Here is a 26,052-nt window from a genome sequence, read left to right on the forward strand (position 1 = left end):
CGCCGAAACGGGCCGCACCGGCGGGGCGCGCGTCAGCACCTCCACCCGCCTCCGCGCCCGTATCGGTACCAGACGAACAGGCCGTCGCCTCGGCGCGATTGGCGGCCGAAAGCGCCCGGTCGCTCGACGAGCTCAAAACCGCGCTCGAAGCCTTCAACGGCTGCAACCTGAAGAACGGCGCGCGCAACACGGTATTCGCGAGCGGCAATCCCGCTTCCGGCATCATGGTGATCGGCCCGATGCCGAATGCGGACGACGACCGGGACGGCATTCCCTTCTCCGGGCGGCAGGGGCAGTTGCTGGACCGCATGCTCGGCGCGATCGGGCTTTCCCGCGATGGCGCTCTGCTCACCAATGTCATCCCCTGGCGGCCGCCGGGTAACCGCATGCCCTCGCAGGCCGAGATGGATATCTGCCGGCCGTTCCTGGAGCGCCAGGTGGCGCTCGCCGAACCGAAACTGCTGCTGCTGCTCGGCAATTTTCCCGCCCGTTTCTTCTTCGGCGGCAATGGCACGATCCATTCGATGCGCGGCGAATGGCGCGATCTCTCCTTCGGCGGAATCACCGTGTCGGCGATCGCCACGCTGCATCCGCAGGAACTGCTGGCGGCACCCGCCAACAAGGCGCTGGCCTGGCAGGACCTGCTGATGTTCAAAATGCGGTTTTCCGGGCACTGAATGCCCGCATTTCAGGCAAAATTGCCCAAAATTTGCTTAAGGTTACGGAAATATGAAGGCTGCCATGCAACCCACGCATGGCAGCGCGGCGTTTCGCTGCATTGCAGAATCGATGTTGCGCTGCAATATAAGTGGTGTGTCTTGGGAGGAATTCTAGGTTTAAGGAACCAAGGCCAATGACGACCCGCTTCCGCCCGATCCATTCGGGTTTCGAAACTCTTCGCATCGCCGGCCTGTCGCCGCGCTCGACGAAGGGCTATCACCATTTCGGCTCTGCGACGAACGAACAGCTGACCTCCTGCGCCATGGCGCGTCCGGTCGGCATCACCCGTCCCGCTTCGATCTTCAACGATTTCCGCGAACGTTGATCGCGCGGCACCAGGGAAGCATCAGCCATGACGGCCATTTTCCACCCGATCCGCATCCTGCGTGAGAACTTTTCTCATATCGGCGCTGCCGTGAACGCCTCGCGCGAATATAGCCGTGCGGGCGCTGCGCGCGCCTGCGCCGAGACCAATCCGGTCACCGCGGCCATTCCGCTCTAAACCTCCGGCTTGATCAAGCCCCCGGCGGCGATGCCTTGCGCGCCGCCTTCCGCTCGAGCCCCAGCTGGTGCTCGCGGTAGATGATGAAAATCCCCGCCGACACAGTGATCGCCGTTCCGACCAGCATGGCCGCCGTCGGCACATCTCCGAACAGAACATAGGCGATGCCGATCCCGAGCAGGATCGAGGTGTATTCGAACGGCGCCACCGTCGAGACATCCGCGTTGCGGTAACTTTCCGTCAGCAGGATCTGGCCGATGCCGCCGCAAAAGCCGGCGCCAATCAGAAAAAGCTTTTCCGGCATCGTCAGCGCCGCCCAGCCGAAAGGCAGGCTCGCAAGAGAAAACAGCGCCCCCGACAGCGAGAAATAGAGCACGATCGTCGCCGTCTTTTCGGTGCGCACCAGCTGGCGTGTCTGGATCATCGCAAAGCCGGCCAGCACTGCCGAGAGGATGACGGAGGCGGCGCCCATCGCCTGTTCCGAACCCATTCCGCCCTGTTCGAACATGGTGAGCTTCGGCCAGGAGATGATCACCACCCCGACCATGCCGACCATGACTGCGCTCCAGCGGTAGATGCGCACCGTCTCCTTCAGGAAGATCGCCGCGAAGACCACGGCCAGGAGCGGCGAGGAATAACCGATCGCGATCGCATCCGGCATAGGCAGGTGGACCAGGCCGTAGAATCCGAAAACCATCGACAGGATGCCGAGAAAGCCGCGCTTCACATGGCCGGTCAGGCTGTTCGTGTGGAAGGCGCCGCGCAACTCGCCCTGGAAGGCGAGATAGACCATGATCGGCACGAGCGCGAAGGCGGAGCGGTAGAAGGTGATCTGTCCGGCCGGAATATCGGGACCTGCCGATTTGATACAGGTCTGCATCATCACGAAGATCACCACGGAGGTGACTTTGAACATGATCCCGCGCAGGGGATTCAGGGCATCGGCGGACATCAACAACTCATGGAGATTTCTGGGGGAATTTTGGCGGAAATCCGATCCGCGCTGACAGGACGTGGTGGAGAGGCAATCCGGGAGATTCAGTTTGGCGGCAAAGTAACGGAAAAGTGCCGTGAGGGGGATCAAATCTGGTGATAGGTCGATCAATATCCGTGACCTTGTGAAAGGTTGCGCGACATATACTGGATCGAAATGACGCTTTATTTTAGCCAAAGTTTCAACAATCGTTTAGCATTGCGTGCAATTATCCGCGCGGCGACGGGTGTGTGCCAGTTCGACGGGAGTGCTGCGAGGCTCCCGACACCAATTTGAAGAGCCGGTTCAGGAAGCAACATGCGAACAGATACGGGCCAGATCGTTCATCTGGCAGATTACCGCCCCACCGACTTCGTCCTGGAACGCGTCGATCTGACCTTCGAACTCGACCCCACCAACACCAAGGTTGATGCGCGGTTGATCTTCCACCGGCGCGAAGGTGTCGACCTCTCGGCGCCGCTGGTGCTGGATGGCGACGAACTGACGCTGTCTGGACTGCTGCTCGACCAGAACGAAGTGCCTGCGGCGCAATACGATGTGACGCCGGAAAGCCTGACGATCCGTGACCTGCCGGCCGAATCTCCGTTCGAAATCACCGTCACCACCTATATCAATCCGGAAGCCAACAGCCAGCTGATGGGCCTCTACCGCACCAACGGGATCTACTGCACCCAGTGCGAGGCGGAAGGTTTCCGCCGCATCAGCTATTTCCCCGACCGCCCGGACGTGCTGGCGCCTTATACGATCACCATCATCGGCGACAAGGCGGCCAACCCGGTCATGCTGTCGAACGGCAACTTTTTAGGGGGAGCCGGCTATGACGAAGGCCGCGCGTTCGCCGCCTGGTTCGATCCACATCCGAAGCCGAGCTATCTGTTCGCGCTGGTTGCCGGCGATCTCGGCGTGGTCGAGGACACGTTCGTCACCATGTCCGAGCGCGAGGTGACGCTGAAGATCTATGTGGAGCACGGCAAGGAGCCGCGCGCGGCTTACGCCATGGACGCGCTGAAGCGCTCGATGAAATGGGACGAGGAGCGGTTCGGCCGCGAATACGACCTCGACATCTTCATGATCGTCGCCGTGTCCGACTTCAACATGGGGGCCATGGAGAACAAGGGCCTAAACGTCTTCAACGACAAGTACGTGCTGGCCGACCCGGAAACCGCGACCGACCAGGACTATGCCAATATCGAAGCGATCATCGCCCACGAATATTTCCACAACTGGACCGGCAACCGCATCACCTGCCGCGACTGGTTCCAGCTCTGCCTCAAGGAAGGCCTGACGGTCTATCGCGACCACGAGTTTTCCGCCGACCAGCGCTCGCGTGCCGTCAAGCGCATCGCCGAGGTGCGGCACCTGAAGTCGGAACAGTTCCCGGAAGACGCAGGCCCGCTCGCGCATCCGGTCCGCCCGACCAAATACCGTGAAATCAACAATTTCTACACGACCACCGTCTACCAAAAGGGTTCGGAAGTCACCCGGATGATCGCCACGGTGCTTGGCCGCGACGATTTCAAGGCTGGCATGGACCTCTATTTCGAACGCCATGACGGCCAGGCCGTGACGGTCGAGGATTTCGTCAAGTCGTTCGAGGATGCGAGCGGCCGCGACCTTACGCAGTTCTCGCTCTGGTATCACCAGGCCGGCACGCCTCTTGTCACCGTGTCGAGCGACTATGACCAGGCAAGCGGCACCTTCAAGCTATCGCTCGAGCAGATGATCCCGGCAACCCCTGGCCAGACGGCCAAGGAACCGATGCACATCCCGCTCTCCTTCGCGCTCATCCTCGACAACGGCTCGGCGGCAGTGCCGACCAAGGTCGCGGGTGGCGAAGTCACCGGCGACGTGCTGCACCTGACCGAGCGCCGGCAGAGCTTTACCTTCTCGGGCGTCTCCTCCCGTCCGGTCCTGTCGCTCAACCGTTCGTTCTCGGCGCCGATCAACCTGCATCTCGACCAGACGCCGGCCGATCTTGCCCATATCGCCCGCCACGACACCGATCTCTTCGCCCGCTGGCAGGCGCTGACCGACCTTGCCCTGCCCAATCTGATGCAGGCGGCGCGCGACGCGCGTGACGGCAAGGAAATCGCCTGCGATCCGTCTTTCGTCGCGGCCCTTCTGGAAGCCGCCGGCGATGAGACGCTCGAACCCGCCTTCCGCGCCCAGGCGCTGGCGCTGCCGAGCGAGGCCGACATTGCCCGCGAACTCGGCGGCAACAACGACCCCGATGCGATCCATGCGGGCCGCAACGCCATTCTTTCGGAGATCGCCAAGGCCGGAACCAAGATCTTCCTGCGCCTGTTCGAGGACATGAAGGTCGACGGCGCCTTCACGCCGGATGCGGCTAGTGCCGGCAAGCGCTCGCTGCGCAACACCGCGCTGTCCTACCTCACCTATGCGGAAGGAACGCCGGCCCGCGCGGCCGCAGCCTTCACATCCGCCGACAACATGACCGATCTCGCCCAGGCGCTGGCGGTGCTTGCCCATCGTTTCCCGGACGCGCCGGAAACGACAAACGCGCTCGCCACGTTCCTCGCACGCTTCGACGGCAACGCTCTTGTCGTCGACAAGTGGTTCTCGACCCAGGCGACCATTCCCGGTGCAGGTGCGCTTGCCCGCGTCAGGGCGCTGATGGAAAACCCGCGCTTCATCGCCAGCAATCCGAACCGGGTGCGCTCGCTGATCGGCACGTTCGCCTTCGGCAACCCGACCGGCTTCAACCGGGCCGACGGCGAAGGTTACCGGTTCTTGGCCGAGCAGATCCTTTCGATCGATCCGCGCAATCCCCAGCTCGCCGCCCGCATCCTGACCTCGATGCGCTCCTGGCGGTCGCTGGAACCGCAGCGCGCCGATCATGCGCGCGCAGCGCTGACCACGATCGAACAGGCAGCAACGCTTTCGACCGACGTGCGCGACATCGTCGAGCGGATGCTGAAAGGTTGAGCCTGAAGCGCCGGCTTCAAGCGCCGGCGCATTTTTCCAGGAAGCGGGAGACCAGCGAGCGGCAATAGTCGATCGTCAGTTCGCGGTCGCGGAACAGGATGTGGTAGATGATCGGCGCGATGACGGCGTCGATCGCTTCGCTCACGTCGAAGGCTTTCTCGCCGCGCGTCAGGGCGCGCTCGCGCAAGGTCTCCAGGTGATCATAGGTGAACTGGCAGCAACGGCCCGCCGCGGCGCCTTCCATGCTGCCCAGCACGTCCGCCAGCATCGAGCGGCCAACCTTGGATGACATCTCCTCGGCATATTGGAGAATGAAGGTTTCGAGGTCGGATCCCATCGCGCCGGTGTCTTCCGGGTCGGCAACCGGCCGCATGCGCGCGACCGCGACATCCGCCAACAGTTCGGACAGATCCCCCCAGCGGCGATAGATGGTCGACGGCGTCACACCGGATTTTTCGGCGATCATCGGCACAGTGATCGCGCCGCGATCCATGGTCTTCAGCATATCCCGTACCGTGCGATGCACCTCCGACTGGATGCGCGCACTGCGCCCACCCTGGCGCACCATTTCCCTGGCCATTTTGTTCTCCTTGCCGGCACATGCCGGAATATGAAACTCCTTAATGCAAAGATATTGCATTAATCCGGCAATGCAACTATATCCGGCTAACGCTAAAAAATTGCGTTAAGGTGAACCGCCATGAGCAGTATCCTCCCCTCGCCCAATTCCCCATCCGCCTTCCGGATGACGGTCTACAGTTTCATCTTCGCGGTGCTGATCTCCGCGACCAGCAGCGCACCAACGCCGCTCTACCATCTCTATCAGCAGATCTTTCATCTCTCCCCAGCGATGATCACCCTGATCTTCGGTTCCTATTCTTTCGCGCTGCTCGCGGCGCTTCTAACGGTCGGCGGGCTTTCGGACTATCTCGGCCGCCGGCCGCTGATCCTGCTGGCGCTGATCTTCAATGCCGCGGCGCTGATCGTCTTCATGCTGGCTGAGTCGGGCACGACGCTGCTTGTCGGCCGTATCGTCCAGGGTTTCGCGACCGGCATCGCCTTTCCGACCTTCGGGGCGACGATCCTCGATACCGACAAGCGCAGAGGCTCGACGCTCAACAGCATCACCGCCTTTCTCGGCCTGATGGTCGGCACGCTTGCCGCCGGCACGCTCGTCGCTTTCGCGCCCGCGCCGACGCATCTCATCTACGCGCTTCTTTTCATCGCGACGGTGGCCGGCATCATCGCGCTTGCCTTCATGCCGGAGACGATCACCGGACGGCCAGGAGCGCTCGCCGCCATGCGCCCGCATATCAGCGTACCGCAGCGGGCCCGCGCGACGCTTCTGAAGGTCACGCCGGTCAATATCGCCGGATGGGCGCTCGGGGGCTTCTATCTGTCGCTGATGCCGACGCTGGTCGCCGTTGTGACCGGCATTACCTCACCGTTCGTCGGCGGCACGGTCGTCGCCGCGCTGATGCTCAGCGCCACCGCCTCGGTCTTCATCTTCCGCACATGGGCGCCCCAGCGGGTTCTCTTCACCGGCGCGACCACGCTGATCATCGGCGTCCTGATCACGCTCTCCGGGGTATACCTTGAGGCCGTCGGGCTCCTCTTCCTCGGCACCGCGGCCGCCGGCCTCGGCTTCGGATCGATCTTCTCGAACATTCTGAAGATCGTCCTGCCGCTTGCCGAAAGCCATGAACGCGCCGGCCTGTTCGCGGCCTTCCTGGTCGAGAGCTACCTCGCTTTCTCGATCCCCGCGATCGCCGCAGGACTGATCGCGCCTACGCTCGGCCTCTCCAATACCGCGTATGTCTATGGCAGTGCAATCATCACGCTGGCGGTGATTTCGATCGCGGCCACCCGCACCAGCCTTTCCGAAAGCCCGGCTGTCTCCTGAGACGGCCGGTTTGCCGCCCTGCGGGACTCTTCCGATTCGCAATTGAATCAAAACGTTAAAAAAATCTTAGCAAGCCTCTGGACACGAAGAATCACTAATGATTCATTAAGGCAGATTCGGGCGAGCGGCGCGCCGAATCACCATGAGGGACACCATGAAAACCATGTCGGACGTGCAGCGGGCAACCGCGGCCGAGGGGCGGCTGCGTCTTAAATTTCCGAGCCTTGGAAATTTGCGGCGGGTCATTCCTGACGAGGCGCGGCTTTCCGTCAAACCCATCGCACGGCAGCTGCCGCGGGTGGAGCTGGTTCTCAAGCGTTCGATCCCTCTTCTCATCATCGCATTCCTCACCGTTGTCGCTGCCTCCCGCGTCCTCGGCATCGTCTCCGAATACACGCGGATGGAAAACGCCGCTCGGCAATCGACCGCTCTGATGGCGGCCACTGCAAGTGCTGCCTTTGCCGGTGATGCGACGGCGCTCATCGGCCGCGACCGCGCTGCAGCGGAAAAACGCCTCGCCGCCTTCCTGCCGCAGGAGCGGCTGGGGGCGGACGCGTTCTTTCTTTTCGTCGACGAAACCGGCCGTATCTTCGGCGGCACCAAGCAGGCGACCAGCTATATCGGCAGGCGCCTGACCTCCGTCCTGCCGGAGACCGCCGCGCTCAGGCGGTTCGGCGACGAGAGCGGCGTGATCGAGACCTATTTCGGCGAAATTCCGCATTACGCGGCCATCGAGGCGGTCGGCACCGAAGGTGTGCTGATTGTGGCGGCCTATTCGCTGGAGAGCATCAATCTTGCATGGCGGCACGACGTCTCGCTCAACGTCACGCTTTTCACCGGCATCTCGGCGATCCTGCTGATCATCCTCTACGCCTATTACATGCAGGTGAAACGCGCCCGCGAGGCCGACGAGACCTTCGTCGAATCCAATCTGCGTATCGAGACCGCATTGTCGCGCGGCCGTTGCGGGCTGTGGGATTTCGATGTCAGCAACCGGCGACTGTTCTGGTCGGGATCGATGTACGAGATGCTCGGCCTGCCCCCCGCCGGCAATGTCATCTCGTTTACCGACGCGGCCCGGATGATGCACCCGACCGACGGCAACATCTATGCGCTCGCCCGCGCCATCAGCCGCGGCAATGCCAAACAGGTCGACCAGGTTTTTCGCATGCGCCATGCGGCCGGCCATTACGTGTGGATGCGCGCCCGCGCCCAGCTGGTGAAGACCAGCCAGGGCCGCACCCATGTCATCGGCATCGCCATGGACGTGACCGAACAGCACCGCCTCGCCCAGCGTTACGCCGAGGCCGACCAGCGCCTTGCGGATGCGATCGAATGCACGTCGGAAGCCTTCGTGCTCTGGGACAAGAACGACCGGCTGGTGATGTGCAACACCCATTTCCAGCAGGCTTACGGCCTGCCCGACAGCGTGCTGGTGCCCGGCACCGAACGGCACGCGGTCAATTCGGCTGCCGCCCGCCCGGTGATCGAACGCCGCGTCGCCGATCCAGACGGCAGCGGCCTTTCGCGGACCACCGAAGTGCAGCTCGCCGACGAGCGCTGGCTGCAGATCAACGAGCGCCGCACCCGCGACGGTGGCCTGGTCTCGGTCGGCACCGACATCACGCTGCTGAAACGCCACCAGGAGCGGTTGCGCGACAGCGAGCGCCGGCTGATGGCGACGATCGGCGACCTTTCCTCCTCGCAGAAGAAGCTGGAGCGCCAGAAATCCGAGCTCTCGGTCGCCAATGCCAACTATCAGGCGGAGAAGGAGCGCGCCGAGGCCGCCAACAAGGCCAAGTCGGAATTCCTCGCCAACATGTCGCACGAGCTCAGAACGCCGCTCAATGCGATCCTCGGCTTCTCGGAAATCCTCGCCAACGGCATGTTCGGGCCACTCGGTTCGCCGAAATATTCGGAATATTCCAAGGACATCCACGACAGCGGCAAACATCTGCTCAATGTCATCAACGACATCCTCGACATGTCGAAGATCGAGGCCGGCCATATGCGCATCCAGTGCGAGGCGGTCGACCTGAAGCCGCTGATCGAGGAAAGCCTGCGGCTGACCACGATTTCCGCCCAGGACAAGGAGATCGCCATCCATCAGCGCCTGTGCGACAGCCTCCACATGGTGGCCGACCGCCGCGCGCTGAAGCAGGTGATGCTCAACATTCTCTCCAACGCGGTGAAATTCACCAACCACGGCGGCAGGATCGAGCTGCGTGCCCGCAAACTGGAAAAAGGGGTGCTGCTGACGATCGCCGATACCGGCATCGGTATCCCGATGGACGCGCTCAACAAGATCGGCCAGCCGTTCGAGCAGGTGCAGAGCCAATATGCCAAGAGCAAGGGCGGTTCGGGATTGGGACTTGCCATTTCCCGCTCGCTGATCGGCCTGCACGGCGGCAAGATGCGAATCCGCTCACGGGTCGGCGAAGGCACCGTCGTCTCGCTGCTGATCCCTGACCAGCCCATGCTGGTTAGTCGCAAGCGGGTAGCGTAGGTCAATTCCCCGACAGCTACGCAACCATATGACTACAGCAGTGCCACGATGCGTCCGCTCAGGTCCTCGGCTACCCGATGGACTTGTTGTCGACGGTGAGACCAATCGTCCTTCTCCGTCCCCAGATAGCCATCGCGCGCGCAGATGACCAGTGCCGCGGCCTCTCTCGGCAACCGGGATACCGCCCAATCGGCTGCGGCATCCTTTGGAACGATCTCTCCCGTTGTGAGCGTACGCCACATGCGTACGAGTGCCAGCAGGACGTTGCGCTCGTCGCCATGGAGCGACCCGAGCAAGGCAGGAAGCGCATCTCCGATCGCCCGCCGCAGGTCGGCCTCCGGGATGACCCGCAGTAGTTCAGGAGCGTCCGGACCGGCCAATGTCTTTGCCTTCAGCCTCGCCTGGGCCAGCAGTACGGTCAGTTCCGGATCCCTGACCGGTTGGGGGACGTGGCCCGCCTCGAACGCCTCGCGCAGCCATTCGCCATAGACGAATTCGCTCCGCGGCGGATAGTCGGACACGGCAAGATCGTCCCGATGGAAAACGATCAGCTCGATGGGGCGCCGACCGCTACCATCCGCCGGATGCCCTGAAATCTTCATGAGCGAGGTCATCAGACGTTCGCGCTCGATATGCGTCGTCGGTCGATCGACAATCACCATGATGTCCACGTCGCTATCCGGTCGCAATCCGCCGGCGACCGCCGAGCCGTGCAGATAGGCGGCAACGAGCGCGCCTCCGAAACATTCCCGGGCAATACGGAGCGCTTGCTGAGCTTCGATGGGGATTATCACCGCATCGTCATCCATAACCACTTGCTTCCGCGTCTCGTGCGTCGATCATTGGGGGTGACAATAGCGTAGCGGTCGGTGCGGAATCGCACAAACCGTCATTTCCGGACGACCGCCCCGAACACCGCCCGCACCGCCTTCGACAGACGCTTCACCTCGCCCTCCAGCGTCCTGATATCCGGGCAATCCCCTGCCCGGCAGACGCGCTCGACAAGCCCGGCGGGTGCATCACCTGGATCAAAAGGTCCATCGACGCAGAGCCGGACGATCTGCGACAGTTCGGTAAATAGCCGTAGCGCCTCGATGCAGGTATCGAGATCGCCGGGCTTCATCAGTTTTTCGCCGAGCGCCTTCAGGGCTTCCTCGGTGCTGAACCCGTAGGTATCGGGCGCTACGCCTTTGGCTGGCGCAATCAGGCGCAGATACTGGGCGATGAACTCGATATCGATCAGGCCGCCTGGAATGAGCTTGAAATCCCAGATGTCACGCGGCGGCTTTTCCTTGTCGATCAGCACGCGCATCTCGGCCACGTCCTTGGCGATCCTGGCGATATCGGGCTTGGTCGACAGCACTTCGCCGATCATGCCCTTCGCTTCGTCGGCGAGGCTTTCTTCGCCGCAGATCAGCCGGGCGCGGGTGAGCGCCATGTGTTCCCAGGTCCAGGCCTCTTCGCGCTGGTATTTGCCGAAGGCGTTGATGCGGGTGGCGACCGGCCCCTTGTTTCCGGAGGGTCTCAGGCGAAGATCGACCTCGAAGATCACGCCCTCGGCCATTGGCGCTGAAAGTGCCGCGATCAGCCGTTGGGTCAGGCGGGTAAAATAACGGCTGGAATCGAGCGGCTTGTCGCCTTCGCTTTCCGTGGCTTCATTGTCATAGTCGTAGAGCAGGATGAGATCGACGTCGGAGCCGGCGGTCAGCTCGAAACTTCCGAGCTTGCCCATGCCCATGACGGCGACGCGGCCGCCCGGATAGAGGCCGTGGGCACTGCGAATTTCTGCGGTCACCGCCTTCAGGGCGGCGTCGATCAGGAGGTCGGCGAGATGGGTAAAGGCGCGCGCCGCCTGGGCACCCGAGATTGCCCCCGTCAGCAGCCGGATGCCGATCAGGAACCGCTGCTCGGCCGCAAAGATGCGCAGCCGGTCGAGCTTTTCCTCGTAATGCCGGCCGGCGGTGAGGAATGCGGTCAGGCGATAGGAGAGATAATCTCGGGTCGGCAGTTCGGACATCAGGCCGGGGTCCAGCATGCCGTCGAACACATGCGGCTTGGATGCGATGATATCGGCAAGCCGCGGCGCCGAGGACATGATCGTGACGAGCAGCGCGAGCAGCGGCGGATTGTTGCCGATCAGCGAGAAGAGCTGGATGCCGGCCGGCAGGCCGTTCAGGAAGCTGTCGAACCGCAGCAGCGCCTCGTCGGCACGCTCGCTCTCGCCGAACGCCATGAGCAGCGCCGGCATCAGTTCGGTCAGCCGCTCGCGCGCCTCGGCGGATTGGGTGGCGCGATAGCGGCCGTAATGCCAGGTGCGGATAACGCGGGAAATGTCGGCCGGCCGTTCGAAGCCGAGCGAGGCAAGCGTCTTCAGCGTGCCCGGATCGTCCTGCTGGCCGGTAAAGACGAGATTGCCGTCGCCGCCGGACAGCTTTGCCTCCTGCTCGAACAGCCGCGAATAACGTTTCTCGACGGTCTTCAGCACATATTCGAGCCTTGCGGAAAACCCGGCGGTGTCGGCGAAACCGAGCATCAAGGCGATGCGCTTCAGTTCGGGCTCGGTTTCCGGCAGGTTATGGGTCTGCTCGTCGCGGACCATCTGGATGCGGTGTTCGACATCGCGCAGGAACCAGTAAGCCTCGGTCAATTCGGCGGCGATGTCAGGCGCGATCCACCGGGCCTCGGCGAGCGCCTTCAGCGCCACCTCCGTTTCGCGCGCCCGCAAGGGCGGCATGCGGCCGCCGGCGATCAGCTGCTGGGTCTGGGCGAAGAACTCGATCTCGCGAATGCCGCCGCGACCGAGCTTGACGTCATGGCCCTTCACGGCGATTGCGCCATGGCCCTTGTGCACATGGATCTGCCGCTTGATCGAATGGATGTCGGCGATCGCCGCGTAGTCGAGATATTTGCGGAACACGAAGGGGGTGAGCAGCCGCATGAAATTTTCACCAGCGGCAATGTCGCCGGCGATCGGCCGCGCCTTGATAAAGGCCGCCCGCTCCCAGTTCTGACCGCGGCCCTCGTAATAGATCAGTGCTGCGTCGAGCGAGACGGCGAGCGGCGTCGAACCGGGATCCGGGCGCAGGCGCAGGTCGGTGCGGAACACATAGCCGTCGGCCGTGCGTTCCTGCAGGATGCGGATCAGGCGGCGCATCATCCGGCCATAGACTTCCGACCCGTCGAGCGGGTCGGCAAGGATGCCCGTTTCGGGGTCGAAGAAGACGACGATATCGATGTCGGAGGAATAGTTGAGCTCGCGGCCGCCGAGCTTGCCCATGCCGAGCACGATCAGGCCCGAGCCCTTGCTCGGCTCTTCGAGGTCGGCGAGCTTCAGTTTGCCGCTCTCGTGACCGGCGACCAGTAGGTGATCGATCGCCGCGGCGACGGAGGCTTCGGCAAACAGGCTCAGCCAGCGCGTCGTGTCCCTGGCGGAAAAGATGCGGGCGAGATCGGCGAGCGCAACGAGGAAGCTCAAGGCACGCTTGCCAGCACGCAGAGCCGACATCACCTCGTTTTCGGATGGCGACTTGCCATCCTTCTTCTGCCAGGCCCGGCGGGCCGTATCCACCAAACGCTCCAGCGTCGGCTCCAGCGCCTCGATGATTGCGATCGTCAAAAGCTTTGGCGTAATGACCGCGGTATCCCGCAGGTAAGGTGAGAGGGTGAAGGCAGCGGTGATGAAATCCTTGAGCGCGCTATCCTTACCAAGCAGTTCCGCGACGGAAGGTTCGGACTTGCCGATATCCTTCAAGGCCGCCATCGCTGCCTTGGCTTCCGCCTGGTTCAGCGGGCGGATCACCTCCGCTTTTACCGCATCGAGCCGGTTTCCGGTCTCCGACACTGGCACCTCCCGTGATTCTTCCCTGGCCAAACTTAGGGCTTCGGCGCAGGAAAGACCATGGTGACCGTCAGGCCGGGCGCCGCGGTGTTCGCCTCATCGGTGGCGGAGAGTTCCAGCGAGCCGCCATGCAATTCCATCACCGCCTCGACCAGCGAGAGGCCAAGGCCGGTGCCGGGCTTGGAGCGGCTTTCGTCCAGCCGGAAGAACCGCTTGGTCACCTCGCCGCGCTTGTCGGCCGGAATGCCGGGACCGTTGTCGCAGACGGAGAGCCTGAGCGTGCCGTCGCTTCGCGCGAGGCGAACGCGGATATGCGCCGCGTCCTTTGCCTCGGAGGCGTATTTGATGGCGTTGTCGAGGAGGTTGAAGATCGCCTGGCCGATGAGTTCGCGGTTGCCGTGGACCACGAGCCCCGGTTCGAGCTCGGTGGTCAGCGACAGGCCCGCTTCCTCAGCCGCGGGTTCATAAAGCTCGGCGCTGTCGGCGGAGATCGCCGACAGATCGACATCCGACATTTCCGCCGCGATCGATCCGGCCTCGACACGGGAGATCATCAGAAGCGCGTTGAAGGTGCGGATGAGCTGGTCGGACTCGGCGATGATGCCTTCGAGGGCTGTCCGGCGCACGTCCGCACGATCTTCGCCCAGCGCATCGGCCGCCTTGTTGCGCAATCTCGTCAGCGGCGTCTTCAGGTCATGCGCGATGTTGTCGGAAACCTGCCGCAGGCCTTCGTTCAGCTTCTCGATACGACCGAGCATGGCATTCAGCGAATCCGACAGCCGGTCGAATTCGTCGCCGGACTTGCCGACCGGCAGGCGCTGCGACAGGTCGCCGGCCATGATCTTCTGGCTCGCCGCCGACATCCGGTCGATGCGTTTCAGCGCATTGCGGCCGATGCCGAACCAGATCACCAGCGCTCCGACGCCCATGATGGCCAGCGCCACCATCAGCGCCCGGCGTACGATACCGCGGAAGCGGCTCGGGTCGCCGAGATCGCGACCGACCAGCAGCCGCAGGCCGTTGTCGAGGCGGAGCACGTTCGCCGTGGCGAGATGCCGGCCAGGTCGATCCGATTCGGTATAGGGTTCGTAGGTGAAGGGAATTTCCGTCCAGCCCTGCTCGTCGAGCACGCCGGGCTGCACCGCGGCGACGTTTCCGGCGAGCATTTCGCCGTTTGGCCCCGCGATCACATAGAGGTTGGCGCCCGGCTGGCGGGCCCGGCGCTCCATCATCCGCAGGAGAAGGCTGACGCCGCCTCGTTCATAGGCGCGCTGTATCTCCTGCACTTCCTCTTGCAGCGACTGGCGCGTCTGCTGCGCCAACAACCGTTCGGACATCGCCGTCACGTAAATGACCAGGAATGCCGCACACAAGGCGAAGAGCAGGATATAGAGCGCCGACAGCCGCACGGCCGTCGAGCGGAACATCAGGCGGGCACGTGCCAGCAACTCGGCTTACCCCTCGTCCTTGATCATGTAGCCGGCGCCGCGAATAGTCTTCAGAAGCGGCTTTTCGAAGTCCTTCTCGATCTTCGATCTCAGCCGGGAGACATGCACGTCGATGACATTGGTCTGGGGATCGAAATGATAATCCCAGACGTTTTCGAGCAGCATGGTGCGGGTGACCACCTGGCCGGCGTTCTTCATCAGATATTCGAGCAGGCGGAATTCGCGCGGCTGCAGAAGCACTTCCTTGCCGGCGCGCTTCACCTCGTGCGACAGCCGGTCGAGTTCCAGATCGCCGACCCGGTAGACCATGTCCTGTTCAGGGGTGCCCTTGCGGCGGCCGAGCACTTCGACGCGGGCGAGCAGCTCGGAAAAGGCATAGGGTTTCGGCAGGTAGTCGTCGCCACCGGCGCGCAGGCCGGTTACGCGGTCGTCCACCTGGCCAAGCGCCGAGAGGATCAGCACCGGGGTATTGATGCTGCGCTTGCGCAATTCGCTGATGACGGACAACCCGTCGCGGCGCGGCAGCATGCGGTCGATGACCATCACGTCGTAGGAATTTTCGGTCCCCATGAACAGGCCGCTCTCGCCGTCGCTTGCGTGGTCGACCACGATCCCGGCCTCGCGAAAGGCCTTGGTCATATAGGCCGCGGCCTCCAGGTCGTCTTCGATCACCAGAATCTTCATGTGCGGAACAATAGCGTCCGCGCCCGCCTTTGCACTACGGGAATCTGCGGCACCGGCAGAATATCGGGTATCCGTTTCCATCACACGCTCCATGGAAGGAAAAAGGGCGCCGACCGTTGCCGGCGGCGCCCTCGATCTTGCGACCTACTTTTTAGAAATCAGCCTTCATTGATCGGCAGGGCAACGAAACGGCTGCTATTGCCTTCGCCGGCCACCTGGAACAGCGCGCGGGTGCGGCCGTCCTTGCGAGCCTGGTCGAGAACCTTGCCGACGTCGGCGGCGCTGGTGACCTTGCGGTTGTTGACCGAGACGATCTTTTCCCCAGTCTTCAGGCCGCGGGCTGCGGCTTCACTGTCCGGATCGACATCGGTGACCGAGAGACCGGAACCGTCCTCGGCAGGAGCGACGGTGATGCCGAGGCTGGCAAGCGCCTTGTCGCTGGAGGGAGCCGGAGCGTCGGGCTGCTTCGGCTCGGCCTTGGCGGCTTCGTCGCTCTGGAGGTTGCCGAGCGTGACCGGGATCTTCTGCGCCTTGCCGTCGCGCCACAGATCGACCTCGACCTTGGTATTCGGGCCGAACGCGGCAACCCGCTTGGCGAGATCACGGGCATCCTTGATCGGCTGGCCATTGACGGCAGTGATCACGTCGCCTTCCTTGATGCCGGCCTTCTGGCCCGGAGAGCCTTCCTGCGGAGCGACGACGAGAGCGCCCGACGCTTCCTTCAGGCCGAGCGAGTCGGCGATATCCTGGTTGACCGGCTGGATCTGCACGCCGAGCCAGCCGCGATCGACCTTGCCGTCCTTCATCAGGTTGGCAACGACATCCTTGGCGGTCGAAGACGGAATTGCGAAGGCGATGCCGACGTTGCCGCCCGACGGCGAGAAGATCGCGGTGTTGATGCCGACCACTTCGCCCGAGAGGTTGAAGGTCGGGCCGCCGGAATTGCCGCGGTTCACGGCCGCGTCCACCTGGATGTAATCGTCATAGGGGCCGGAGCCGATGTCGCGGCCGCGGGCCGAAACGATGCCTGCGGTGACCGTGCCGCCAAGGCCGAACGGATTGCCGACGGCAACCACCCAGTCGCCGACCCGGACCTTCGAATCGTCTGCGAAATTGACATAGGTGAACTTGCGGCTGGTGGCGTCGACCTTGAGCACGGCGAGATCGGTGCGGCTGTCCTTGCCGACCAGCTTGGCTTCGAGTTCCGTGCCGTCGTTCAAAACGACCGTGTAGGCCGAGCCGTCGGAAACGACGTGGTTGTTGGTGACGACGTAGCCGTCTTCGGAGATGAAGAACCCGGAGCCCTGGGCGGTCGGGCGCAGGCGGTGCGGACGATTGCTGTCCTGGCCCCGCGGGCCGTTGCGATCGGCGCGATCCTGGTTGCGGTTGTTGCGGTCGCCCGGAGCGCCGGGCATCTGGCCGCCGAATTCACGGAAGAACCGCTTCAGCGGATGGTCGTCGGGAAGCTGATCGAAGCCACGGCCGCCGAAACTGAACGAACTGGTGTCATCGGAAACGGCTTGGGCATCGGACTGGACACGGACGGAAACGACGGCGGGAGAAACAGCCGAAACGACATCGGCAAAGCTCGGGGCCTGCGGTGCGGTGACGCTGACCGGAGCAGCAAAGGACTGCGTGATCTGAGCCGGGATGCCGCTCGAGAGCATGACCGCGGCAAGACCAGCAACCGTGGTGGTCTTCAAGACGGTCTTCAGAGAGGGACGTCCGATATTGCGCATGTTTTAAGCTACCTTCTTCTCTTCAGTCGTGATGGCCGGAGGTTGGCCAAGCGGTGGATGACAAAGATATAGGCGCTCTGAGGTTAACTGCAGGTGGCGGACGAATGAAATATTCGTAATGTTCGCGTGTGCCTGTTTCAGGCAGCTACTTTTTCAGAAGCTCTTCAATACGCGCCTGCTCCTCGGCCGAAAGCACCGCAACTGCGCGTTGGCTTGGACGGGTGCGGACGAAGACCAGTATCGCGATTGCACCGACCAGCAGTAGCAGGATGGGTGTTGCCCAGAGAATGATCGTCTTGGCACCGAGGCGCGGTTTCAGGAGCACGAATTCGCCGTAGCGAGACACGACGTAGTCGATCACCTGATCGTCCGTGTCGCCGTTCGTCAATCGCTCCCGCACCAGCACGCGCAGGTCGCGGGCAAGCTCCGCATTGGAGTCGTCGATCGACTGGTTCTGGCACACCATGCAGCGCAATTGGGCCGAAAGATTTCGGGCGCGCTGTTCGAGCACCGGGTTGGAGAGCACTTCGTCGGGGTTGACGGCGAAGGCCGGGAGGGGGGCTAGGAGAGCCAAAATCATTGCAAGAGCGACCCAGAATACCCCCCTCTGCCCTGCCGGGCATCTCCCCCTCAAGGGGGGAGATTGGCAAGACGCGTCGGCATCGCTCCGATCTCTACGTTCGCTATGGGCAAGACGTTGCAACGAGTCGATCTCCCCCCTTGAGGGGGAGATGCCCGGCAGGGCAGAGGGGGGTGACGTGCTTGAACTCCTCTTCACTCCGCTGCCTCCAGCCGCGCCTTGACCGGCTTCGCCTTCCGGCTCGGCGCGCCCACGCGCAGTCTCCGATCAGTCAGCGACACGAACCCGCCGAACATCATCACCAAGGCGCCGCCCCAGATGCAGAGGATGAACGGCTTCCACCAGATGCGCACCACCATGCCACCGCTGTCCATCGCGTCGCCGAGCGAGACGTACAGCTGACTGAGCCCGAAGGTGAGGATGCCGGCCTCCGTCGTCGGCATGCGCCGCGCCGTATAGAGTCGCTTCGACGACCAGACATCCGCCACCTGAACCCCGCCGCGGCTGACGGCGAAATGGCCACGCTGTTCTGTATAGTTCGGCCCGACCGCATCGCGCAGCCCGTCATAGGTCAGCGAATAGCCGCCGATATCGACGGTAGCGCCCTGCTTCATCTCGACCACCGTTTCGGTGCCGAAAGTCGTCGCCGCGAAAATTCCAAGCACCGTGACGCCGAGCCCGAAATGGGCGATCGCCGTGCCGAACACCGAACGCGGCAGGCCGGCCAGCCGCTTCAGCCCGACCGACAGCCCGACCTTGGCAAAATTGCCGCGATACCAGAGATCGGCGAACGCACCGATCATGCCCCAGAAGCCGAGCACCAGGCCGAAGATCGCCAGAACCGGCCCGCCATTCTGGATATAGAAGAAGGCAAGGCCTGCTGCCAGCGCCAGGCCGGCGAAGGCATAGAGCCGCTGCAGGGCGCCCAGGAGATCGCCGCGCTTCCAGGCGAGCACCGGCCCGAACGGCACGGCGACCAGCAGCGGCAGCATCAGCAGGCCGAAGGTCATGTTGAAGAACGGCGCCCCGACCGAGATCTTTTCGCCGGTCAGCGTTTCGAGGATCAGCGGATAGAGCGTGCCGGTCAGCACCGTTGCAGTCGCCACCGTCAGGATCAGGTTGTTGAGCACCAGCGCGCCCTCGCGCGAGATCGGCGCGAAGATGCCGCCCGCCTTCAGCATCGGCGCCCGCCAGGCAAACAGCGCGAAGGCGCCGCCGATGAAGATGCCGAGAATGCAGAGGATAAAGATGCCGCGGGTCGGATCGGTCGCAAACGAATGCACCGAGGTCAGCACGCCCGACCGTACCAGGAAGGTGCCGAGCAGCGACAGTGAAAAGGTCATGATCGCCAGAAGCACGGTCCAGATCTTCAGGGCTTCGCGCTTTTCCATGACCAACGCGGAATGAAGGAGCGCCGTGCCCGCGAGCCAGGGCATGAAGGAGGCGTTCTCGACCGGATCCCAGAACCACCAGCCGCCCCAGCCGAGTTCGTAGTAAGCCCAGTAGGAGCCCATGGCGATGCCGGCGGTCAGGAAGGTCCAGGCGGCCAGCGTCCAGGGCCGCACCCAGCGGGCCCAGGCGGCATCGATGCGGCCTTCCATCAGCGCCGCGACGGCGAACGAGAAGCAGACCGAGAAGCCGACATAACCGAGGTAGAGAAGCGGCGGATGAACCGCCAGGCCGAAATCCTGCAGCACCGGATTGAGGTCCTGCCCTTCGGCCGGTGCCGGATTGAGGCGAAGGAATGGATTGGAAGTCAAAAGGATGAAGAACAGGAAGGCGGTCGAAATCCAAGCCTGGACGGCCAGAACATTAGCCCGCAGCGTATCCGGCAGATTGCGGCCGAAGACAGCGACGAGTGCGCTGAAGAACACCAGGATCAGCAGCCAGAGCAACATCGAACCTTCGTGATTGCCCCAGACGCCCGAGAATTTATAGATCAGTGGCATCAGAGAATGGGAATTCTCCCAGACGTTCATCACCGAGAAGTCCGAGACCACATAGGCCCAGGTCAGCACGCCGAAAGAAAAGGCGACGAGCGCGAACAGCACCAGCGCGCCGGTCGGCGCCAGCGCCATCATCGCCAAGTCGCCGCGCCTTGCGCCGATCACCGGCAGGACCGAGACGATGAGGGAGGTCGCAAGCGCCAGCACAAGCGCATAATGGCCGATCTCGATGATCATTGCGTGACCGCTCCCTTGGCACCGCCGGGTTTTCCCTGATTGGCCTGGCCCTGTTTCCCCTGGCCTTCGTTCCAGACGCCCTGCGCCTTCAGCCGGTCGGCGACTTCCTTTGGCATGTAGTTTTCGTCATGCTTGGCAAGTACGCTGTCGGCCACGAAACCATGCGATGCCGCATCGAACGCGCCTTCGGTCACCACGCCCTGGCCTTCGCGAAACAGGTCCGGCAGGATGCCCGTATAGGTGACCGGCACATTGCCCGTGCCGTCCGTCACAGTAAAGCTCACGGTCGAGCCCTGGCCGCGCTTCACCGAGCCTTCGGCCACCAGCCCGCCAAGCCTGATGCGGGTGCCGGGCTTGATGTCCGCCTTGGCAAGATCGGCCGGCATGAAGAAATAGGCGACCGACTGGCTGAAGGCGAACATGACGAGCAGCACCGCGACGAGGATGAAGCTCATGCCGCCCGCGATCACCGCCAGCCGCTTCTGTTTGCGGGTCATTGGGCCACTCCTTCGACGGCAAGCCCCATCTCGTTGGCCAGCGCCACCAATTCTCCTGATGACGGGAACTGCTTGAGGCCGCTCTTCAACGCCGCTTCTGCCTTGGGTTTATCTCCGAGCACGGAATAGGAGCGCACCAGCCTCACCCAGCCCTCGAGATTATTGGGATCCTGCTTCAGCCGTTCCGCAAGGCTGTCGACCATGCCGCGGATCATCGCCTGCCGATCGCCCTGCGACATGGTTTCGGCTGCCGCCACATCCGCCTGGTTCGGATTTCCCGGCGCCCGCGCCGTGTCGCGTCCGGGCATGATGGTGCCGCCGTTCTTGGCGATATGCTGGTTGACGAGCTGCATCCACGGCGCGTCGGCCGGCGAGGCTTTGGCAATCGTTTCGAACTGCGCCCTTGCTTCTGCCGCCCTCCCCGCCTGCTCCAAGCCGAGGCCGACATAGAAGCGGGACCGTGGATTGTCCGGATCGAGCTTCACCGCCTGCTCGAAGGCAGAACGCGCGTCCTCGGTGACGATCCCGTCATTCGATGCGACCAGCGTTTCGCCGAGCCCGGCGAGCCTCACAGGATTGGCCCCGAGGATGCGGATCGCGTTGCGATAGGCCATTTCAGCATCGCCGAGCCGCATGGAGCGCAAATAGATCGGCGCGAGCAGGTCCCAGCCGGCACCGTCATTGGGGTTTTCGGCGAGATGCCGCTCGGCCTTGGCGACCAGCAGCGCGACATTGTTGCCGGGATTGGCAAGCCGCGCTTCGAGCGGCTGGTCCGGCAGCCCTGGATTGCCGAGCACCAGGTAAAGACAGAGCCCGACGACGGGCGGAACCAGCGTGACGACGGCGGTAGCGAGCCGATGTTTGCGCGTCTTCGGAGCGGCAATCCCTTCGGCTTGCCCGGCACCGGCCGCAGCCAGCAGCCGGCGGCCGATCTCCGCGCGGGCGTATTCGGCCTCTTGCGGCTCGATCAGGCCCTGGGCTCGGTCCCGGTCCAGTTCGGCCAGCTGGTCACGATAGACGGCGACCTCTCCGGCACGGTCAGCAGACGCTATTTTGGTGGCTCGGGCGAAGGGCAGGATGAGGATTGCCGCAACGGCCGCCGTCAGAGCTGCGAGGATGATCCATAAAACCATAGTGGCCCATTACTGCAACGGCTCGTGCTTTCCAACAGCGCAGCCGGCGTTGACGCGAATTTGAGGCGTTTGGCCGCAAGTTCAAGCCTCATATGGGCTCAATCCGATCCGGCGGCCATGACCCATGTCAAACAGCAGCAGAGGAAATCAGGTGAGCGGCGTCCACGTGCCGTTTGAATTGCGGCAGGCGGCGCCCCGCGCCGTCATGTCGCGGCCATCCATGGTCACAGTATGGCGATACTGGCGGCAGTTCTGGGTGCCGACCTGATAGGGAGCGTTGGCGACCACCTGGCCGTTCGCGTCGTCACCCTTCCAGGTGACTGCTTCGCCGCCGGTTGCCCCTTCCAGGGCGCGATATTCCGCCTCGAGGGCGCGTGACCGGTCGCTTGCCGAAAGCGTCGCCCCGCTCCGTCCGACGATGCCCCCCTGAAGAGCGGAAATATAGGAGGTCGAAGGCGAAGGCCGCGGCGAAAGCAGGCCGCGTGCACCTCCGGGGCCGGTTGCCGAAGTCGTGCCGCAGCCGGCCAGCAGGCCAGCAACCATAAGCGATGAAACGGTATTTCGGAGGTTCAATAATCGCATCGTGTCGGAAACCGGTCGCGGCTCGCTTTCTTCGGAAATCGTGCCGAGACTGGTCCGGTCCCGGCATGGCATCATTATGGCGTCACTGGGAAAACATACAAATCCGGCGATCGTTCAGTCTCCCGCACATTAGCAGACGATCATAGGAAGGTCCGTTCGGGCAAAGATATAGCAGGCGATCCATCCGTCCATAACCAAAGGCAGGGAATAGGCCAGCGTTGCCGATCGGCAACAGTCCCGAAGGGCTGAGTACGAGACCTGCGACAATCAGGGAGCTTCCTTGGCGACACCCGGAAGCAGAAGTTGCGCTCTGAGGCCACCGCGCGTCCCGCGCGTCAGCTCGACCGAACCCTGATACTCGCCGGTGATCTCGCGCACGATGGAAAGTCCGAGCCCGGCGCCCGGTTTGCTCTCGTCGAGCCGCCTGCCGCGTTTCATCGCCTCGCGGATCTGATCCGGCTCCAGTCCCGGGCCGTCGTCCTCGACAGCGACCTCGACCCAGGAGCGGCGCGCAGTTTCGCCCTCGCCGGATTGAGGGCCGGATGTCGGCGTGGCGGTGATCCACACCCCGGTCTCGCAGAAGCGCGCGGCGTTTTCGAGCAGGTTGCCGATAGTCTCCTCGACGTCCTGCTGTTCCATGGCAAGCGCTACGCCCGGCGGAAAAACCGAGAGGTGGAATTCCTTTTCCGGATTGAGCCGGCGCATCACCCTGACCAGCCGTTCCAGCACAGGCTCGAGCTCGGTCCGGGCGAGCAGGGATTCGCGCTGGGCGGCGATGCGCGCCCGGTTCAGATAGGATTGCACCTGCGCCTGCATCCCCTCCGCCTGCGATCGCACCATGTCCGACTGCACCTTTTCCACGGCACGCGATTCATTGAGCAGAACCGCGATCGGCGTCTTCAGCGAATGGGCGAGGTTACCAACCTGCATGCGCGCCCGCTCGACGATGCGGCGGTTGCTTTCGATCAGCGCGTTGATGTCGCTGGCAAGCGGCATGATCTCGCGTGGAAACTCGCCTTCCAGCCGCTCCGCCTCGCCGCGCCGGACCCTTTCGAGCGAGCGCCGCGCGCCGTCGAGGGGCTGCAATCCGTAAAGGATCGCCAGGCCGTTGACGACCAGGCTGCCGAAACCGAAAACGGCAAGCGCAATGTAGAGACTGCGGGTAAAGGCCTGGATATCCTCCTCGACGACCGCGAGGTTGCCCGAGACGCGGAAGCGCGCGGCGCGGCCTTCGCCATCGAGCACCACCTCCGTCTCGGCGACGAGGACATGGTTCTTGTAGGCGTCGATGGCCGGGTAAAAGCGCTCGTAGCGATTGTTGAAGGGCACCGCCAGGATCGACGGCACGCTGATGTTCGACGTGCCGAGCGAGGAGGAGGAAAGCGGCGTCGCCGCAAACGTGCCGAGCGGCTCGATGATCCAGTACCAGCCGGTCTCGGGCTGCGAGAAGCGCAGGTCGCCGAGTTGCGGGCTGCCGGCGAGCTTGTTGTCGTCGCCGATCGTGATCGAGTTGATGACGTTATAGAGCTGGGCGCGCAGGAGGTCGGTGAAGGCGCGTTCCGCCGATTGCCGGTAGAGCTGCGAGATGACGATCGAAATGACCACCAGGGCCAGCGCTGACCACAACGTGGCCAGAAGCAGCACGCGGGCAGTCAGCGATCTTGGTCCGATCATTCGGAATTTAACGCGCATCGTTTGGCGCTTGCATCCTGTAACCGAGTCCGCGGACCGTTTCGATGAGGTCGACCCCGAGCTTCTTGCGAAGCCGGCCCACGAAAACTTCGATCGTATTGGAATCGCGGTCGAAATCCTGGTCATACATATGCTCCACAAGCTCGGTGCGGGAAACGACCTGCCCCATGTGATGCATCAGGTAGGACAGCAGCCTGAATTCGTGCGAGGTGAGCTTCAGGGCGACGCCTTCGACGCTCGCCTTGGAAGCCTTGGTATCGAGCCGCACGGGCCCGCAGACGATTTCGGAGGATGAATGCCCCGCCGCCCGGCGGATCAGCGCCCGAACACGGGCCAGCACTTCCTCCACATGAAAGGGCTTTGCGACATAGTCGTCGGCCCCGGCATCGATGCCCGCCACCTTGTCGCTCCAGCGGTCACGAGCGGTCAGCATCAGAACCGGCATGCCCTTGCCTCCGGCACGCCATTTCTCGACGACGGTGATGCCGTCCATGACCGGCAGGCCGATATCGAGGATCACCGCGTCATAAGGCTCGGTTTCGCCCAGATAATGGCCTTCCTCGCCATCGAAGGCCTGATCGACCACATAACCCGACTCCTTCAGGGCGTCGGAGAGCTGCCGATTGAGATTGACGTCGTCTTCGACCACCAGAATGCGCATGCACCGCCCCTCGAATGATATGCCGGCGACTGATGCCGCCGACCCCGCTTTACATCGGAACCCTGACGGTCACCTTACGCGGTCTTTGATTGCCATCGCCCTGAACGAGCACCGTCACGACGCAGGTCTGGCCATCGGAGGAGGGCTGAGCGGAAAGAAGCTCGCCGCCGGTTTCCCGCACCACGCGAGACGCAGCCGACCCGCAATCGCCTGCGACGAGGACGAGATAATCACGCGCGGAGACCTTCTCCGGCACGAAGCCGGAGAAACCGGCCAGGCCGGCGGTCAATATCGCGATGATTGGCAGTCGCGCCATGGTTACAATTTCCACTCACAAGACAAACAGGATTCAAGTCCAAAGCATGTGATGGATTATGTAGCTAAAGGCGGCTGAATGGCAAATGAATGGTCCGTAACGCTTTCCTTCAGGAGGCTATTTTCCCCTGATTCCGCTCTGGGCCGCGACACGCCCATAAATCGCAAAAAGTCCGCCGGCCGCACCCGCAAGCGTTACCGCAATATCTGCGAGATCGGTCTGCATATCCGCTCCGAGCGTTATTCCCGTGATCTGCAGAAGCGCGGCAGCGACCGCGATCAATCCACCCCAGACAGTCTTCGACTGATACCATGCCTTCATGCCGTCCATGCTTATCTCCTTGTTTCAGTTTAGAACATAACCACTGTTTCAAACGGAACGCCGAGCGGAACCGCTCGGCCCATCTGCCGGATCCGCAGCGAAAGACTTGCCAGTGGTCCACCGAAATCGGCGATCTCGTCGGCCGCCGGATAGATGAAAACCGGCCCGGCGACCTCGATCGCGCGCTTGACGGAAGCGCCGTCGAGAAGCTCCAGCCGGTAACCTTCGACCGGCTCGTCCAGCGAGATTTCCGCGCTGTCCCAGCCGTCAGCCTCGATCCTTCCGCGCCTCACCCAGGTCAGCCGGACATCGCCGGTCGCCTGCCGTTCTGCGCGGACATGCACCGGCGATAACGGCGTTTCGGCACGCACACCGCCCGAAAAGACATGCGGGCCGAACCGTCCGCCCGTCTGCCCTAAGCTTTCCGCCAGCCAATTCAGGGCAAGGCCGCGTTCGTCCGCCGCAAGCCCCAGCGGCACCACCGCCTCATCGAGCACGACGACGGCATTCCCTGAAGCCGCGCCGGCCCGCATGGCGTCCTCGGTCCCCGCCAGCCCGCGCAACAGGTTCGACAGACGCCAGCGGTTAGGGCTGATCTCCTCGGCATCGGCAAAGCCGATCACCTCCCAGACGCCGCTATCCGCCTTCACCGCGATCCGGTTTTCGCCGTTCAGTACGGCCTGCTCGTCCGCCGACGACAGCCCGCCGAAAAACAGTTCGATCTCGATCGTCCGGCCACGATCGAAGCGCCCGGCAATGCCGCCCGTCAGCGACGCGGCCAGAGCGCCCAACCTCGCCGGCCGATCG

The 26,052-nt window shown here is 63.2% G+C and carries 22 protein-coding genes and 1 pseudogene; 6 read left to right on the forward strand and 17 right to left on the reverse strand.

Going from position 1 to position 26,052, the window contains the following annotated elements:
* The 3 genes from MOV63_RS25870 to MOV63_RS25880 form a co-directional block, all read left to right on the forward strand.
* Positions 1-677: uracil-DNA glycosylase family protein (locus tag MOV63_RS25870; RefSeq protein WP_247038206.1), on the forward strand; the 677-nt coding region annotated here is incomplete at its 5' end.
* A 176-nt stretch (positions 678-853) separates the two neighbouring features.
* Entirely contained in the window at positions 854-1,045 is a 192-nt protein-coding gene (locus MOV63_RS25875) for a hypothetical protein (RefSeq protein WP_038585057.1), read from the forward strand.
* 27 nt (positions 1,046-1,072) lie between these two features.
* Positions 1,073-1,222, forward strand: a complete 150-nt coding sequence (locus MOV63_RS25880; protein WP_155414676.1) for a hypothetical protein — start codon at positions 1,073-1,075, stop codon at positions 1,220-1,222.
* A gap of 13 nt (positions 1,223-1,235) precedes the next feature.
* Here MOV63_RS25880 and MOV63_RS25885 read toward each other — a convergent pair whose 3' ends face one another.
* The gene (locus MOV63_RS25885) at positions 1,236-2,174 is read right to left on the reverse strand and encodes a DMT family transporter (protein ID WP_038585055.1); all 939 of its coding nucleotides are present in this window, start codon (positions 2,172-2,174) and stop codon (positions 1,236-1,238) included.
* Between the two features lie 339 nt (positions 2,175-2,513).
* On the opposite strand from MOV63_RS25885, the gene pepN reads away from it, so the two are divergent.
* Entirely contained in the window at positions 2,514-5,162 is a 2,649-nt protein-coding gene (gene pepN / locus MOV63_RS25890; protein ID WP_247038208.1) for an aminopeptidase N, read from the forward strand.
* A 16-nt stretch (positions 5,163-5,178) separates the two neighbouring features.
* On the opposite strand, the gene MOV63_RS25895 is transcribed toward pepN, so the two are convergent.
* Positions 5,179-5,742, reverse strand: a complete 564-nt coding sequence (locus tag MOV63_RS25895; protein WP_247038210.1) for a TetR/AcrR family transcriptional regulator — start codon at positions 5,740-5,742, stop codon at positions 5,179-5,181.
* Between the two features lie 120 nt (positions 5,743-5,862).
* Between MOV63_RS25895 and MOV63_RS25900 the strand changes: the two genes are divergently transcribed.
* Both MOV63_RS25900 and MOV63_RS25905 read left to right on the forward strand, forming a co-directional pair.
* Positions 5,863-7,065, forward strand: coding sequence for an MFS transporter (locus MOV63_RS25900; RefSeq protein WP_247038211.1), 1,203 nt, complete (start codon positions 5,863-5,865; stop codon positions 7,063-7,065).
* 163 nt (positions 7,066-7,228) lie between these two features.
* Positions 7,229-9,571, forward strand: a complete 2,343-nt coding sequence (locus tag MOV63_RS25905; RefSeq protein WP_051900058.1) for a PAS domain-containing sensor histidine kinase — start codon at positions 7,229-7,231, stop codon at positions 9,569-9,571.
* A gap of 32 nt (positions 9,572-9,603) precedes the next feature.
* Here MOV63_RS25905 and MOV63_RS25910 read toward each other — a convergent pair whose 3' ends face one another.
* The 15 genes and pseudogenes from MOV63_RS25910 to MOV63_RS25980 form a co-directional block, all read right to left on the reverse strand.
* Positions 9,604-10,380, reverse strand: a complete 777-nt coding sequence (locus MOV63_RS25910; RefSeq protein ID WP_247038213.1) for an aminoglycoside adenylyltransferase family protein — start codon at positions 10,378-10,380, stop codon at positions 9,604-9,606.
* Positions 10,381-10,460: 80 nt separating this feature from the next.
* Entirely contained in the window at positions 10,461-13,412 is a 2,952-nt protein-coding gene (locus MOV63_RS25915) for a bifunctional [glutamine synthetase] adenylyltransferase/[glutamine synthetase]-adenylyl-L-tyrosine phosphorylase (RefSeq protein ID WP_247038215.1), read from the reverse strand.
* Positions 13,413-13,444: 32 nt separating this feature from the next.
* Entirely contained in the window at positions 13,445-14,854 is a 1,410-nt protein-coding gene (locus MOV63_RS25920) for a HAMP domain-containing sensor histidine kinase (RefSeq protein ID WP_157885227.1), read from the reverse strand.
* 9 nt (positions 14,855-14,863) lie between these two features.
* Positions 14,864-15,622, reverse strand: a complete 759-nt coding sequence (locus MOV63_RS25925; RefSeq protein WP_293408879.1) for a response regulator transcription factor — start codon at positions 15,620-15,622, stop codon at positions 14,864-14,866.
* A 77-nt stretch (positions 15,623-15,699) separates the two neighbouring features.
* Positions 15,700-17,280 (reverse strand): Do family serine endopeptidase, encoded by a 1,581-nt coding sequence (locus MOV63_RS25930; RefSeq protein ID WP_247038217.1) that lies wholly within the window; start codon positions 17,278-17,280, stop codon positions 15,700-15,702.
* A gap of 145 nt (positions 17,281-17,425) precedes the next feature.
* Positions 17,426-17,860: a cytochrome c-type biogenesis protein gene (locus tag MOV63_RS25935; RefSeq protein WP_038541338.1), complete on the reverse strand. Its 435-nt coding sequence runs from the start codon at positions 17,858-17,860 to the stop codon at positions 17,426-17,428.
* 194 nt (positions 17,861-18,054) lie between these two features.
* On the reverse strand, positions 18,055-20,043 hold the full coding sequence (locus MOV63_RS25940) for a heme lyase CcmF/NrfE family subunit (RefSeq protein ID WP_247038220.1): 1,989 nt from the start codon (positions 20,041-20,043) through the stop codon (positions 18,055-18,057).
* A complete protein-coding gene (gene ccmE / locus MOV63_RS25945) occupies positions 20,040-20,540 on the reverse strand; it encodes a cytochrome c maturation protein CcmE (protein WP_247038222.1) in 501 nt (166 codons plus the stop codon). The genes MOV63_RS25940 and ccmE overlap by 4 nt, the downstream gene beginning before the upstream one ends.
* Positions 20,537-21,673 carry a c-type cytochrome biogenesis protein CcmI gene (gene ccmI / locus MOV63_RS25950; RefSeq protein WP_247038224.1) on the reverse strand — a complete coding sequence of 379 codons (1,137 nt, stop codon included), beginning with the start codon at positions 21,671-21,673 and terminating at the stop codon, positions 20,537-20,539. Before ccmI ends, ccmE begins: the two co-directional genes overlap by 4 nt.
* 147 nt (positions 21,674-21,820) lie before the next feature.
* Positions 21,821-22,255: a hypothetical protein gene (locus tag MOV63_RS25955; RefSeq protein WP_247038226.1), complete on the reverse strand. Its 435-nt coding sequence runs from the start codon at positions 22,253-22,255 to the stop codon at positions 21,821-21,823.
* A gap of 267 nt (positions 22,256-22,522) precedes the next feature.
* Positions 22,523-23,929, reverse strand: coding sequence for a HAMP domain-containing sensor histidine kinase (locus MOV63_RS25960; RefSeq protein WP_258719308.1), 1,407 nt, complete (start codon positions 23,927-23,929; stop codon positions 22,523-22,525).
* A 7-nt stretch (positions 23,930-23,936) separates the two neighbouring features.
* Positions 23,937-24,608, reverse strand: coding sequence for a response regulator transcription factor (locus MOV63_RS25965; protein ID WP_038541322.1), 672 nt, complete (start codon positions 24,606-24,608; stop codon positions 23,937-23,939).
* A gap of 49 nt (positions 24,609-24,657) precedes the next feature.
* Positions 24,658-24,924, reverse strand: a complete 267-nt coding sequence (locus MOV63_RS25970; RefSeq protein WP_038541320.1) for a hypothetical protein — start codon at positions 24,922-24,924, stop codon at positions 24,658-24,660.
* 117 nt (positions 24,925-25,041) lie between these two features.
* The gene (locus MOV63_RS25975; RefSeq protein ID WP_247038228.1) at positions 25,042-25,254 is read right to left on the reverse strand and encodes a hypothetical protein; all 213 of its coding nucleotides are present in this window, start codon (positions 25,252-25,254) and stop codon (positions 25,042-25,044) included.
* Positions 25,255-25,274: 20 nt separating this feature from the next.
* Positions 25,275-26,052 (reverse strand): annotated as a pseudogene (locus MOV63_RS25980) (hypothetical protein); the annotation flags it as partial.

The sequence above is a fragment of the Neorhizobium sp. SHOUNA12A genome (genome assembly GCF_023006505.1).
In the GTDB taxonomy this organism is placed as follows: Bacteria; Pseudomonadota; Alphaproteobacteria; order Rhizobiales; family Rhizobiaceae; genus Neorhizobium.